The sequence below is a fragment of the Lancefieldella sp. Marseille-Q7238 genome (assembly GCF_949152215.1).
In the GTDB taxonomy this organism is placed as follows: Bacteria; Actinomycetota; Coriobacteriia; order Coriobacteriales; family Atopobiaceae; genus Lancefieldella.
The window spans coordinates 818,587-832,340 of sequence record NZ_OX424407.1; the positions used below are offsets into that span (position 1 = coordinate 818,587).

A 13,754-nucleotide genomic window follows, 5' to 3' on the forward strand; every position below is an offset into this window, starting at 1 on the left:
CTGTGGCCAAATGGTTTTCAAAGAAGTCTCAACACATGCGCGACTTCGATGAGGACGCGTCTGACAGATACGCCGACCGCGCCGACAAGGACGCCGCTGAGGCTGAACTGACAACGGCTCCGCGGACGCTCGGCAATGCGCGGCAGGCAAGCGTCTCTTCCGCCCGTGAGGCTCACGGCACGTTTGATTCCCCGTTTACGCGCGAGCCTTTGATTGGCAACACTAACGCACAGGAAGACTGGGGGGCGAGAAGTACCGCGGAAGCAGAACATCGCACGGTGCGCCGCTCCCCCACCGCGGCGTCTTCCGACCCTGCGCGCGCTTCGGCACACGACCCGGCACATAACCCTGCGCGCAAGTCCGCGCATAACCCCGCGCACGCGAGTCATGCGCGCGTTGGCGTAGCTCAGCACGCCAAGAGCCGCGCGGAAGGCGTGAGTTCCTACGCCCAAAAACGACGCGGTTCCAAAAGGCATCGCAAACTCAAGATTTTTCTCGGCATCTTTGTCACCCTTTTGGTAGTCGCCAGCGCTCTGGCGCTGTGGTGGCTTTTTGACACGAACGCCAAGCTGCGTAGCGGCCTGGACGACAACCTTCAAAACGCACTGGTGAAGGCAAAGGATTCCGAGCCGTTCTACATGCTGCTTCTTGGCGTCGACAAGGACGAGGACAGGTCCGAAATTTGGGGCAACGACACTTCAAACTTCCGCGCCGACACCATTATCCTGGCGCGCGTTGACCCTAAGAATCGAAAGATCACTCTCATTTCTATTCCACGCGATACCATGGTCGATATGGGAGCGGATGGCAAGCAGAAAATAAACGCCGCGTACTCGTTGGGTGGCGCGGCAAATATGGTCAAGGTAGTCTCCAAATTTGCCAACGTCAACATTTCACACTATGCCGAGGTCGATTTCGAATCCTTTACTAAGATCGTTGATTCCATCGGTGGTGTAGACGTAGATCTACCGCAGCCGGTCAAAGATATACAGTATGCGGGTATCGATCTTCCAGCTGGTAAACAAACTTTGAACGGCGAGCAGGCGCTCGGGTTAAGCCGCAGCCGTCACGCCTATGACGATTACGGCGGAGGAGACTTTTACCGCGCAGCCAACCAGCGCATGATTCTCATGGCCATCGCAAAGAAGGTTCTGAAACTCGATCCTGCTGCCATGGCTTCCGCGGTCTCGCAAATCGCCGAGAGCGTCACAACCGATATGAGCGCCACCGATATCGTCGGCCTCGCCCTCCAGTTCCGTGGTATCAGCACGGCAGACGACATGTATTCGGGACGCACTCCCACGGAATCGCAGCTTATTGATGGCGTATGGTATGAAATTGTCGATAAGGACGCCTGGCGCACCATGCTCGAACGCATCGAAAAGGGCTTGCCGCCGCTTGAAGACGCGAGCGCTGACGAGACAAACGGCGTAACTGGGACCGTTGCGGGCGATCCCACCGCGGAGTCTTCCATTAAACCCGACTATACCGGTGATGTCGCCGTCATGAATGGCACCAACAAGCAAGGTCTTGCGGCGCAAAAAGCAGCGGCGCTCAAAACCGCAGGATACAACGCGTTTGCTGAGAACTCAGACGAAGATCTTGATTCCTCCGTTATTGTCTACGATGGCACAAAGGAAGGGCGTGCAAAGGCCTACGGCGTTGCCAAAATACTCAACATCCCTGCAAGCGCTATCAAACCGAACGACGGTTCATACCCAACCGATGTGGACGTCAGCGTTATTCTCGGCGCAGATCAGATAGTGTAAAGAGGTGATGTAAAGAGATAGCGTAAAAAGCCTCTGTACCACAAAAATACCACGCACTACACGTTAGTCCGCGCAAAATACTCAAGCGCTACGGCTACACGTTAAAGCGGAAATGCATGACATCGCCATCTTGGACGACGTACTCTTTGCCCTCCATGCGAAGCTTGCCGGCGGCCTTGCATCCCGCCTCTCCGCCAAGCTCAACATAGTCCTCATAGCTTGCAACCTCGGCTTTGATGAAGCCGCGCTCAAAGTCTGAATGGATGACGCCCGCCGCCTCAGGTGCTTTCGCGCCGATGTGCACGGTCCACGCCTTGACTTCCATTTCGCCGGCAGTAAAGTAGCTCTGAAGACCCAGCAGCTTATAGGCTGCCTGAGCAAGCGTTGCAAGACCTGAGCGTTCAAGGCCGAGAGATTCCAGGTACTCGGCGGCTTCCTCAGGGTCAAGATCTGCAAGCTCCGCTTCAACCTCAGCGCATACGGGGATTGCCTCCACGCCGTTCACAAATGGCGCCGGCTTTGACAGCGCGTCCTCATCCACATTTGCCACATAGAGGATAGGCTTCATAGTGAGCAAAAAGAGGTCGTGAGCAGCAGCGCGTTCATCGTCGGTCATATCCATGTCGGCAGCGCGCCTGCCCTCGTTCAGCCACTCTTGCAGACGTTTTGCCACCATAAGTCTAGGCTGGAGGTCCTTATCGCGTCTGACCTCCTTTTCCAACTTAGGAAGCGCTCGCTCAAGAGTGCCCAGGTCGGCCAGGATAAGTTCCGTCTGGATAATATCGACGTCTTCGTCAGGATTAACGCGTCCTTCGACGTGTACTATGTCGGGGTCGGAAAAATACCGGACAACCTCGCAGATGGCATCGGTTTGGCGGATGTTAGCGAGAAACTGGTTACCCAGGCCCTCCCCCTCATTCGCACCTTTAACCAGACCTGCAATGTCCACGAACTCAACGGTTGCAGGAACAATGCGGCCGGGATGCACAATGTCGGCAAGCTTCTGCAGGCGAGTATCAGGCACGTCAACGATGCCCACATTGGGATCGATAGTCGCAAACGGATAATTTGCCGCAAGACCACCCTTGCGGGTCAGCGCGGTAAACAGGGTAGACTTGCCTACGTTTGGCAAACCAACAATACCAATGGAAAGCGACATATCAATCCTTATCTTCCGGGGCTTCTTTCGTGGCTTCTTCCGCAGTCTCTTGTGCGGCTTCTTCCGTCGTCTCTTCAAGCGATTCAACGAGATTGCCCAGCTGCTTTTTGCCCGTTTCAAGCATACGCCGAGCACGCTCGCGGGTGCGAATACGTATGCGCTCGGCCTCTTCCGCCTGACGGTCATGTACCACAAGCTGCGTGATATCCATAGATTGCATGACAAGAGCGCCAGGTTCGGGACAGACGCGCACGCAAGCGTCACAGTTGGTGCAGAATTGCTGACGAATCAGCAAATTACCGTGCTCATCGATATCAATGGCGTGCATGGTACAGGTCTTCTCGCATTCACCACACAACGTGCAGCGTGTTGAATCCCACACCGGGGCTTCAAGTTTGACGAAATCGGCCAACCCCTCATCATGTTGCAGGGCGCCCATCATGAGACGACGGTCCTGCGTCAGCATGGCCTGGCGGTTATTAGTTGTACGGATGCCGATAGACTCGTCAAGTTGATTCTGCAGCTTATCAAGGGCACGAGCATGCGTATTGATGCGGTCAGCAACGGCCTGCGCTCCCGCAAGCAACGGTGTTGTTCGCGTCACCAGTCGTTCGGCAGCGTTGACGGAACTACTAAGGAACTGGCTGCGCTTATAGGCACGCGTTAGGTCATGGTCGAGCGCGGACTCGTCCGACTCAAACCCAACGGTCGCTCCCGTCCATGCTTCGGCAACGGCGATATGGTCGCAATAGGTCTGTTCACCTGTGGTCGTGCGGCACTTGTCGCACACGCCAAACGGCAGATAGACCGAAACGTTATCAAAATCAGTCAGAATAGCGAACCATGTATCTCTGGACACCATGCCCACGCACGGCAAACAGATTTCGTTGCCGAGCGGCTTGCGGCCAAGCGCACGCGTACAGGTCACATACGCCTGATTGTACGCTGAGGCCGCGCGAGCTACCTGATCGTAGAGTTTGCGTGGCGCATGGCGGCGCGTGTTGAACACTTCCATCGGGCAAACCGCATCGCACAGACCGCACTGGATACAGTGTTCGGCAATGGACACCGTCTGATTATGAATGTCAATGGCGTCCACCGGACACACGTTTTGACACCGGCGGCATACATTCGCATCACCGGAAGCGCACTGCAGACAGCGATTGGGATTTGCCCATGGCTGTTCTTTGTAATCGGCGGGATCATAGGACTTGTTTTCAGCGTTGTTGCCGCCAAGGCTTCCCATCAGCGCGTCTAAGGGATTTGAAAGCGCCTGCCAGTCGCTCTGAATGTCAATCAGATCGTCAAGAAAATCATGCTTTTCGGCCACGCGCTCCCCTCCCTTCACGCCATGTTTTGCTTCAAGCCTGCCTTGAACCCGTTTCGGGCCTGTTTCGAACCTGCTTCGGGCCTGTCCACGGTTTGGCGTCATGCTCGGTTTTATATCTGTCTCGTCAGTATCGTGTTCCACCGTTACCGCGGTTCAATATTGTAACCAATCGCGCGGCGAGAAGCCCTTCGGACGGAGGTTCTTCTCGCTTCGAACAAAAAGCCGAGCCCATAAGGACTCGGCTTTGCAACAATCGGTCTTACCCGAACGGGTTTAGTACATGCCGCCACCCTGGCCACCTGCAGCAGCCGCGTGGCTGATGGCCTCTTCGATGGTGGTGTCTTTCGGCTGATCGGTCACGGTAGCCTCAGTGATGAGGATGAGCGACGCGACAGACGCCGCGTTTTGAAGCGTTGTACGGGTGACCTTGACCGGGTCAAGCACGCCCATCTCAATCATGTCGCCGTACTTGCCGGACGCGGAGTCAAGACCCTGACCAGCAGGAAGCGCCTTGATCTTCTCGACCACTACTGAGCCCTCAAAGCCAGCGTTGTTTGCGATGGTGCGAACCGGAGCCTCAAGCGCCTTGCGGATGATCTCAACGCCGATCTTCTCGTCCGCATCAGCGGTCTCAACGTTGTCAAGCACAGAGGAAGCTGCGAGGAACGCAACGCCGCCGCCAGCAACGATGCCCTCTTCGACAGCCGCGCGGGTTGCCTGAAGCGCGTCCTCGATGCGATGCTTGATCTCTTTGAGCTCAACCTCGGTAGCCGCGCCAACCTTGATAACCGCTACGCCACCGGCCAGCTTAGCAAGACGCTCCTGGAGCTTCTCGCGGTCGAAATCGGAAGTAGTATTCTCAATCTCGCCCTTGATCTGGTTGATGCGGTCGTTGATGGCCTCTTTGGTGCCGTTGCCGTCAACGATAGTGGTGTTGTCCTTGGTAACCTTGACGGACTTCGCGCGGCCGAGCATCTCAGCGGTAACCTCAGAGAGGTTGTAGCCGAGCTCTTTCATGATGGCCTGGCCACCGGTAAGAATCGCGATATCCTCAAGCATGCGCTTGCGGCGATCGCCGTAGCCGGGAGCCTTAATGGCGCAAACGTTGAGCACGCCGCGGAGCTTGTTCAGGATGAGCGTCGTCAGAGCCTCGCCGTCAACGTCCTCAGCGATGATGAGCAGCGGAGCGCCCTGCTTCTGAACAGCCTCAAGCACCGGAAGGATATCCTGAATGTTGGAAATCTTTTGGTCGGTCATGAGAATGTAGGGGTTCTCGAGCTCGGCTGTCAGCGTCTCGTTATTGGTAGCGAAATACGGAGAGACGTAGCCCTTGTCAAACTGCATACCCTCGACGGTGTCGATATCAATGCCGAACGTCTGGGACTCCTCAACGGTAATGACGCCGTCCTTGCCAACAACGTCCATAGCGTCGGAAATCTTGGCGCCGACCGTCGGGTCACCGGCGGAGATGGTACCAACGGAAGCAATCTGCTGCTTGGTGGAAACGTCCTGAGCGCCTTTCTTCATCTGCTCAACGACAGCGTCGACGGCTTTGTCGACGCCGCGGCGAATAGCGATGGGGTTAGCGCCGGCGGCAACGTTGCGGAGGCCCTCATTAACGATGACCTGTGCAAGCAGGGTTGCAGTGGTAGTGCCGTCACCAACGGTGTCGTTAGTCTTGGTTGCAACTTCCTTGACCAGCTGAGCACCCATGTTCTCCACGGGATCAGAAAGCTCAATCTCTTTAGCAACGGAAACGCCGTCATTGGTAATGGTAGGTGCGCCATACGAACGCTGAAGCGCGACGTAGCGACCCTTAGGTCCAAGCGTAGTCGTTACCGCGTCCGCCAAAGTGTTTACGCCCTTGGCAAGCTTGGCGCGGGCATCGGTGCCAAATGCAATATCTTTTGCCATGTTCTATTCCTCCAAATGAATGAGTACAAGAAGTACCAAGCGAGAAGACCGTTACTTTTGAGGCACTTCTCGCGAAATTTCTTGCGAAAGGTTAGTCCTCGACGATTGCGTAAATGTCATCGGCACGAAGAAGCAGAAGTTCCTCACCGTCGACCTTTACCTCGGTGCCACCAAACTTACCGTAAAAGACCTGATCGCCAACGTGAACATCAAGAGCGATGCGCTTACCATCCTGGTCATACTTACCTGCTCCGACAGCCAGAACTTCACCGCGCTGCGGCTTTTCTTGCGCGGCCGACGCGATATACAGACCGGTGGAAGTCTTCTCCTCCTTGGGAGCTGGCTTAACCAAAACGCGATCTCCAAGCGGCTTCAATGTCATCGTGCAAAACCTCCTTATAAGGGCGTACGTGAACGTCTGTGTCCGTACCCATGTTGCGGCTCCTGCCTTAACGCGGACGCCGCTCTTTCCAACGCTATGAAGTATTCCCCACATTGATAGAAAAATATACGAATCAATAGCAAAAAATCTTACTAACGGCACTTAGATTTTCTATAACTTGAAAAAGAAAGTCGAACAAAGGCGGAAATTGACCGTCACGGCAGAGAACTGACACAGAAGCACGGCGATAACTTTGGTCCAACCCCGATATGACGGATGCATTGAGCGCGGGTTTTGCGTACAATTTGCATACGACAAAGTCAACAACTGTCAACAGGAATCGAGGATCTATGCGTGAGCTCGAAGAGAGAATCATCGCCGAAGGGATTGTCCGTGAAGGCAACGTCCTCAAAGTGGACAGCTTTTTAAATCATCAATGCGATGTCACTCTCTACCGGCATATGGGAGACGCGTGGGTTCGCCACTTTGCAGGCAAAAAAGTTGACAAGATCCTGACAGTCGCAGCTTCCGGTATCGGAATATCCTGCGTAGCCGCGCTTTCCTTTGGCGGCGTGCCGGTCGTGTTCGCACGCAAGGCTCAGTCAATCAATCTTGACGGAGACCAGTACACCGCACGCGTCCACAGCTACACGCACGGCAACGACAATACCGTCATCATTGCAAAGCGGTTCCTGCAGCCATGCGAACACGTCCTGCTTATCGATGATTTTCTCGCCAACGGAGCAGCGCTTGATGGGCTCATTGAGATTTGCCGACAGGCCAACGCGGTTATCGAGGGCATTGGCATAGCTGTCGAGAAGGGCTTCCAATCCGGAGGTAAGCGCATGCGTGAGGCTGGCTATGATGTATGTTCGCTGGCCGTGGTTAAGTCGATGGACGTCTCCACAGGAACGATTGAATTTGCGTAGAAATAACAGCCATGCCGTGAAGCACCCCATAATCACAGGAGCGATGTTGTTGATAATCAGCACCGCGATATTGAATCCCTGTACACGCAGGGCAACCGTCTAGGTTGCCGTGAAAATGTACAGCACACCCCAGGCAACCGCCAAAACGTAATTCGTTTTCATGAACAGGGGATTTCTGAGCGCCTTATCCTCTCCGTAGTTGTACTTGACGTAGGAAGCGCACAGAGGTTGCTTCATCACGCATGAAGCAAGCCACATGAGGCCGAAGCAGAAATAGCCCGCCACGGTGATTACTCCGCCGTTCCCAGTATTCCACTCGACGCGTATTCACTGCCTGCCCGCTTTACCACGCTGAGGTACTTCTCGGTACGAGCGGATAATTCGGGAACGCAGAACAGCTCTCCCTGTCCACAGAAGATCGTTTCAAAATTGCCCTTGCCGAGAATGTGGTCGAACATGCTCGTTACGCTGTCGTAGTTGCCCTCAGACGACCAGAAGCCGCAGGTGAATACAAGTACATGCTTTCCGCCTTTGCCCTTATATCTCGAGTCGTGACTCCCGCTTCCGTAACCATCATCACGCGAACTCATGAACGGCCGGCTCATAGGAAGCTGCCGGTCAATCATGGTCTTGAGAATACCCGGCACGTTGAAGTAATAAAGCGGGAAGCTTCAAATGACAAGGTCGGCCGCCAGGAGCTTCTCAATAACACCCGCCATGTTCATGAAGGGTGTCAGCGAATCTCTCGCGGGGAGGATACGGATTTTAGAAATGCCTGCTTTGAGCCTAAGGGAGCTGACAGGTGCAGTTGGCAGTCCGCACCCCTACGTCCCCACTCCAATAAAAACACCCGGCAAGACACCTCAGACAGACATCTGGAAAATCATCCACAGAGGGTCGATGCCCGAGCTCCAAGACAGCTCAATCGACTGGGATTCGTTCTACTCCGACTATGTAGCAGCCTATCTGGAGAGGGACGTTCGCGACCTCATCAACGTCAAAGACGAGTCAAAGTTCTACAGCTTCATGGTAGCGTGCGCCGCACGATCGGGACAGCTGCTCAACGCCTCAGACATCGGAAACACAGTCGATGTCGATCACAAAACGGTGAAGGCGTGGCTCTCCGTCCTCCAAGCATCAAACATCATCCGCATCATAGAGCCATTTTGGCCAAACATCGGCAAGAGCCTCACCAAAACGCCTAAGCTCTACTTCATGGATACAGGTCTCGTGTGTCACCTCACAAGGTGGATGACCCCGGAGCAATTGCGCCTCGGAGCGGTAGCAGGACACGTTTTTGAGACCTTCGTTGTATCTGAGGTTCTCAAGAGCTACATGAATTCCGGCGCCAATATGCGCGACGTCTGGTTCTACCGTGACGCCAAGAAGAGAGAGATTGACCTTGTGCTCCAGGAAGGCCACATACTGCATCCCATTGAGATAAAGATGGCAGCGATGGTTGAAGCTGACGCTGTAAAGAACTTCGGGAGTCTTAATAGTTTTTCGGACTACGAGGTCGGGTTCGGGCACGTCATCTGCCAGACCGCCGAGCCATACTATGTGGCCAAAGATGTGCAGGCTGTTCCTGTCTGGACGATTTAGAATTTGGCGAAAAGAAATCTCTTGACGCATCAACAGCAACGGTGAGATAGTCTACCGACAGCTCTTTCAAACGGTCTCACCCGGCAAAAGATCCGTTGGGAGAATAACCCGCTTATGCTCTACGGGTCTCCCGGCAATTTGATCCAGCAGCAGTGATAAGAGGGCAGCAGATTACCCGCTAGATATTACTGAGCGAGAGAAACAACAGAAGCCCGGGTTACCTACCCCGGGTTTTTTGGCGCTGTCCCATAAAATGGCCACACTGTGATAGGTATCATACGCGGAGTAGCGATTGTGTATCGTTCCGGACACTCTCATGGCACCAGTGACGGCTAAGTCAAACATTGTGTCGCAGTTGTAGGCTTGTACCCTACAACTGCGACATGAGAAAAATTCTACCTCTCCAGAAGTAACGAATAGAACCATTGAACGAACTTCTTCCAAGCGCAACCGGAGAAGAAATCTCTTCTACCAGGTTACTTATTGCTGCTTTGTGACCACATATCCTATAATTACTGCTTACCATGCACTAAAACCAAATATCTCGTTGTAGAGGAGAACCGTATGCGCACCACTGCTCAACGCCTATGGCTCAGTTTATTTCTTGTATTTGCTCTATGTCTGGGATTCATTCCCCCAAAAGTTGTTCTGGCACAACCGGCCAACGTAACCGTTACAGACCCCAAAGCAACCGTTGACAAGACAGCAAGCGAGCTCACCAAAAACCCGCAGACCAACGATTTGGAAACAAAGGTTTCCCTTACCTTCTCCGGAACAACGGAGGATGTACCCTCAGACGTTGTTTTTGTTCTCGATAAATCGGGTGCCGCGGATGTTCTTGACGAAGCGCTCGCCTTTCTCGATGAACTCAAGCAGCAGGCAGACACCAAAGGGGTGAAGGTGCGAGTCGGCGTGGTTTTGTTTAACCGAGTCGGCAATATCAGGCTGCCTCTTACCGACATTTCTACTGGCTACGATGAAATCAAAGCCGCGATGCAATCATCGGTTCACATGGGAACTAACATGCATGCCGGCTTGCTCGCCGGTCAGCAGATGCTGGACGAGGACACCAGCATTCCCAACAACCACAAACATATGGTGCTTATTTCCGACGGCGCTACCTACCTTTATTCAAAGAACAACGACTACACTACGTCGTATACCCGCTCATTCGGCGATCCCAAAGCGCAGACAAACCCCGCGACGGGCAACCCCTTCCTTAACGGGAGCGACAAAAAAGGCGGCATCTGGGAGTATCAATCCCGTGAGTACAACCTGAATGAAGCGATTAAGTTTTCAGCCGCTTCCGGCAACGTTACATTACTGGAAACATATCTCAACCAGAAACGCCTGCACGACGCCGAGTATGAGCAGTACGAATATGAATACAATGCCAGCTCCGCCTATCTTGGCATCGGCCGCAAGACCACGCCCATCGAGGAAAACGCCGTGGCCAACATTGACGCGGCATGGATCCACGCCATCGATACCTTCGATAAAATCGCGGAAAAGTACCGCACCTACGTCTTCTTCAAGAACGTCGCTGATTTTGACGGATCAACGTTGCTCAAGTACATGACGCGCAACACAGGCGGCCTCTCACAGAACTTCGTACAGCTTGAGAGGGCGCTTAGCCACTCCCTTTCCGACGGCTCTTTTGTGACGGACGTTGTCGGAGACGACTTTGATTTCGTACATGATTTTTCACGTGTCACCGTAAAAGTCGGTGATAAAGAGCTTACCGGCGAGAAAATCTCTGACAATAAATACGGCTTCGGTAAGCGCGCCGACGGCACGTATCGCTACGAGCTCACCTATAGCGAAGCGGATAAGACCCTCAAGCTTGACATTCACGAGACCATTACTGCCGATAAGCCCGCCACGCTGAGCTTCTACGAGAAGCTCAAGGATCCTCCGGTAACTCCGGGAACCTATACATATGATACAAACAAGTCAGCAACGCTTACTGTCATTAACAGCGGCGGCAACAGCTTAGGCAGATACAACTTCCCCAAACCGCAAGTCACCTATGTGGCAGTTGCGCAAGGAACGGTTACCGCTCGCTACGTCGATGAAAATGGTGCTGAAATAGCCGATTCTGTTACCACTACGGGAAATGTCGACAGCCCCTACACTACGCAGCAAAAAGATATCGACGGGTACACCTTTAAGGAAATGGCCCATGATTCCGCAGCGGCAAACGGCACCTACATTGATGGCACACTTACGGTTACCTATGTGTACCACAAAAAGCCCACACCCAACAAACCTGACCAACCGAACAAGCCCAATCAGCCCGAAAATCCCAAGAAACCCTCTCAGCCTTCTCCCTCTAAAGGGCGCGGGGTCATACCTGGCATGGGTGACGTTGGCGCGGCGGCTGCAACAGGCGCTGTAGCATTAGGCGGCGGTCTGCTCATTCTTGACCTTCGGCGTAAGCTGAGAAATTCGCACAAGTAACCAAAGTAACCGAAGTAACCAAAATAACCGCTGCAAATAATCGCACATACTCATTGCGAAAAGCCCGGATCCTTACGAGTCCGGGCTTTTACTCTTGCCATTTTCGCTACTCTTTGTTGCTCTGTACTGTCGTGTCAGTCATCCTCATCCTCAAGCGAGTCCAGCTCAGAAAGCCAGAGCGCGCTTGACGCGTCAGACGGCATACGAAGGTCACCGCGCGGCGAAAGCGCTACAGAGCCCACTTTTGGTCCATCCGGCATCGCGCTGCGTTTGAACTGCTGCGCGAAGAACCGGCGATAAAATACCTTGAGCCAGGAAAGGATAGTTTTTCTGGAGTACTTCTCGCCAGAAGCTCCTGCACCAAACGCGTAACACGCGAGACGGAATACCTTGCGCGGGCTTGAACCATACCGAAGCACCTGGTACAAGAAGAAATCGTGAAGCTCATAGGGTCCCACAAGGTTTTCGGTCTTCTGCCCGATTGAGCCGTCCGCGCTCGCGGGAAGCAGCTCAGGGCTGACCGGCGTATCCAGCACATCGTACAAAGTATCCGCCACGTCTTCTTCATGTGTCTGAGCGTACATGTCGGCGCAATAGCGGACAAGATGCCTCACGAGCGTTTTGGGCACCGAGGCGTTCACGCCATACATAGACATTTGGTCGCCGTTGTAGGTAGCCCAGCCAAGCGCCAGTTCAGAGAGGTCGCCGGTACCGATAACCATGCCGCGCGCTTGGTTAGCGACATCCATAAGTATCTGAGTGCGCTCGCGCGCCTGAGCGTTTTCATACGTCACGTCGTGATTTGATTCGTCGTGACTGATGTCGGCAAAATGCTGGCGGACGGCGGCGGTAATGGAAATCTCGCGCAGCTCAGCGCCGAGAGCGCGGGCAAGCTCGACCGCATTGGTATACGTGCGATCCGTCGTGCCAAATCCGGGCATGGTAACCGCGACAATGCCGCCTCGATCAAGACCAAGCTGATCAAAGGCGCGCACGGTCACCAAAAGGGCAAGCGTGGAGTCAAGACCTCCGGAAATGCCAATAACAGCGTGGTCAGAGCCGGTATGAGCAAGACGGGTCGCAAGGCCGTGAGCCTGAATGCTCAACACCTCTTCACAACGCTCGGCACGACAATTGTCGCTTACCGGAACAAACGGACGGGGGTCCACAAATCGCGTCAATTTCGTGGGAGTTTCAACATCAAGCGAGAAGTACATAACGATATGTCGGGCGTCTTCCGGACTTGGAGCCACCTGAAACGTTGACAGGCGACGACGCTCCGCGGAAAGTCGTGTCACATCAATCTCGGACACGGCGATGCCGTCCGCAAAACAGCCGGAATCAGCCAACCTGCGGCCGTTTTCACAGATGAGGTCGTGCCCAGGAAAGACCAAGTCGGTAGTCGATTCTCCCTCGCCCGAACTCGCATACGCGTACCCGCAGACAAGACGCGCGGACTGGTTCGTCACAAGCGCGCGGCGGTAATCCGCTTTACCAGCTGTAGCCGGCGAAGCGCTCATATTGCAGATGAGCGTAGCTCCCGCCATAGCGTGAGCAGTTGAAGGCGGGTCTGGCACCCAGAGATCCTCGCAAATCTCAACGGCCACAACCAGATCAGGCAGGGTGTCACATGCAAAAAGCTGATCAGCGCCAAAAGGAACAGTTCCCAACAGGTTGAAGTCTATTTCCGTTACAGGGCGGGGCCCGGCCGTAAAGTGGCGTCCCTCATAAAACTCGTTGTACGTTGGAATATGCCGCTTGGGAACCAACCCGAGAAGTTCGCCGCCGTACAGCACAGCAGCGCAGTTATAAAGTTTGGACGCCACCCGCACCGGGAGACCCGCCAAAATCAGCGCGTCCACATCAGCGGTGCGCGAGGCGATAGCAACAAGACCCCGCTCAGCCATATCCAAAAGCTCATCTTGCCAGAAGAGGTCCTCGCAGGTATAGCCCGTAATGCAAAGCTCCGGAAGCACCACAACGCGAGCATCATGCTCAGCAATGGCCTTCTCGATTGAGCTCAGACAGGACTCCACGTTATAAGCGACATCGGCAACGCGCACCTTTGGTGTCACGGCGGCTACCTTTACAAATCCGTCTCGCATGGTTCTCCCCTATCCACTGGAAGCGCTTCTCGCTCTCCGCAGTCCCTTATCGAGAACAAAGCCCTCTTGAAAACGAGTTCTCTGCCACAGAAACCCTTTGCCCT

11 protein-coding genes are annotated in these 13,754 nt (G+C 54.3%); 4 read left to right on the forward strand and 7 right to left on the reverse strand.

The annotated features are described in order from the left end of the window. Positions 1-2 precede the first annotated feature (2 nt). The gene (locus QM016_RS03715; protein ID WP_282710228.1) at positions 3-1,769 is read left to right on the forward strand and encodes an LCP family protein; all 1,767 of its coding nucleotides are present in this window, start codon (positions 3-5) and stop codon (positions 1,767-1,769) included. 94 nt (positions 1,770-1,863) lie between these two features. Here QM016_RS03715 and ychF read toward each other — a convergent pair whose 3' ends face one another. From ychF to QM016_RS03735, 4 genes are all read right to left on the reverse strand, one after another. Then, positions 1,864-2,928 (reverse strand): redox-regulated ATPase YchF, encoded by a 1,065-nt coding sequence (gene ychF / locus QM016_RS03720; protein WP_282710229.1) that lies wholly within the window; start codon positions 2,926-2,928, stop codon positions 1,864-1,866. Between the two features lies 1 nt (position 2,929). Then, the gene (locus QM016_RS03725; protein WP_282710230.1) at positions 2,930-4,258 is read right to left on the reverse strand and encodes a 4Fe-4S binding protein; all 1,329 of its coding nucleotides are present in this window, start codon (positions 4,256-4,258) and stop codon (positions 2,930-2,932) included. Between the two features lie 273 nt (positions 4,259-4,531). After that, positions 4,532-6,172 (reverse strand): chaperonin GroEL, encoded by a 1,641-nt coding sequence (gene groL, locus QM016_RS03730; protein ID WP_282710231.1) that lies wholly within the window; start codon positions 6,170-6,172, stop codon positions 4,532-4,534. 91 nt (positions 6,173-6,263) lie between these two features. Then, positions 6,264-6,554: a co-chaperone GroES gene (locus QM016_RS03735; RefSeq protein ID WP_016478011.1), complete on the reverse strand. Its 291-nt coding sequence runs from the start codon at positions 6,552-6,554 to the stop codon at positions 6,264-6,266. A gap of 350 nt (positions 6,555-6,904) precedes the next feature. Here QM016_RS03735 and QM016_RS03740 point away from each other — a divergent pair, with 350 nt between their 5' ends. Beyond that, positions 6,905-7,483, forward strand: coding sequence for a xanthine phosphoribosyltransferase (locus QM016_RS03740; protein WP_282710232.1), 579 nt, complete (start codon positions 6,905-6,907; stop codon positions 7,481-7,483). Between the two features lie 99 nt (positions 7,484-7,582). On the opposite strand, the gene QM016_RS03745 is transcribed toward QM016_RS03740, so the two are convergent. Both QM016_RS03745 and QM016_RS03750 read right to left on the reverse strand, forming a co-directional pair. After that, the gene (locus tag QM016_RS03745; RefSeq protein ID WP_282710233.1) at positions 7,583-7,768 is read right to left on the reverse strand and encodes a hypothetical protein; all 186 of its coding nucleotides are present in this window, start codon (positions 7,766-7,768) and stop codon (positions 7,583-7,585) included. A gap of 5 nt (positions 7,769-7,773) precedes the next feature. Further along, positions 7,774-8,073: a hypothetical protein gene (locus QM016_RS03750; RefSeq protein ID WP_349237890.1), complete on the reverse strand. Its 300-nt coding sequence runs from the start codon at positions 8,071-8,073 to the stop codon at positions 7,774-7,776. Positions 8,074-8,254: 181 nt separating this feature from the next. On the opposite strand from QM016_RS03750, the gene QM016_RS03755 reads away from it, so the two are divergent. Together QM016_RS03755 and QM016_RS03760 are read left to right on the forward strand one after the other, a co-directional pair. Continuing rightward, complete coding sequence (locus tag QM016_RS03755; RefSeq protein ID WP_282710235.1) at positions 8,255-9,085, forward strand: DUF4143 domain-containing protein; 831 nt, start codon at positions 8,255-8,257, stop codon at positions 9,083-9,085. Positions 9,086-9,649: 564 nt separating this feature from the next. Beyond that, positions 9,650-11,545, forward strand: coding sequence for a MucBP domain-containing protein (locus tag QM016_RS03760; RefSeq protein WP_282710236.1), 1,896 nt, complete (start codon positions 9,650-9,652; stop codon positions 11,543-11,545). A gap of 134 nt (positions 11,546-11,679) precedes the next feature. On the opposite strand, the gene QM016_RS03765 is transcribed toward QM016_RS03760, so the two are convergent. Then, positions 11,680-13,650 carry an NAD(+) synthase gene (locus QM016_RS03765; RefSeq protein WP_282710237.1) on the reverse strand — a complete coding sequence of 657 codons (1,971 nt, stop codon included), beginning with the start codon at positions 13,648-13,650 and terminating at the stop codon, positions 11,680-11,682. Between the last annotated feature and the right edge of the window lie 104 nt (positions 13,651-13,754).

What these genes read in the sequence shown, in the direction of transcription:
- QM016_RS03740 (WP_282710232.1), top strand. Translation starts at nt 6,905, where the DNA reads ATGCGTGAGCTCGAAGAGAGAATCATCGCCGAAGGGATTGTCCGTGAA.
- QM016_RS03755 (WP_282710235.1), top strand. Translation starts at nt 8,255, where the DNA reads ATGCCTGCTTTGAGCCTAAGGGAGCTGACAGGTGCAGTTGGCAGTCCG.
- ychF (WP_282710229.1), bottom strand. Translation starts at nt 2,928, where the DNA reads ATGTCGCTTTCCATTGGTATTGTTGGTTTGCCAAACGTAGGCAAGTCT.
- QM016_RS03760 (WP_282710236.1), top strand. Translation starts at nt 9,650, where the DNA reads ATGCGCACCACTGCTCAACGCCTATGGCTCAGTTTATTTCTTGTATTT.
- QM016_RS03735 (WP_016478011.1), bottom strand. Translation starts at nt 6,554, where the DNA reads ATGACATTGAAGCCGCTTGGAGATCGCGTTTTGGTTAAGCCAGCTCCC.
- groL (WP_282710231.1), bottom strand. Translation starts at nt 6,172, where the DNA reads ATGGCAAAAGATATTGCATTTGGCACCGATGCCCGCGCCAAGCTTGCC.
- QM016_RS03765 (WP_282710237.1), bottom strand. Translation starts at nt 13,650, where the DNA reads ATGCGAGACGGATTTGTAAAGGTAGCCGCCGTGACACCAAAGGTGCGC.
- QM016_RS03750 (WP_349237890.1), bottom strand. Translation starts at nt 8,073, where the DNA reads ATGAGTTCGCGTGATGATGGTTACGGAAGCGGGAGTCACGACTCGAGA.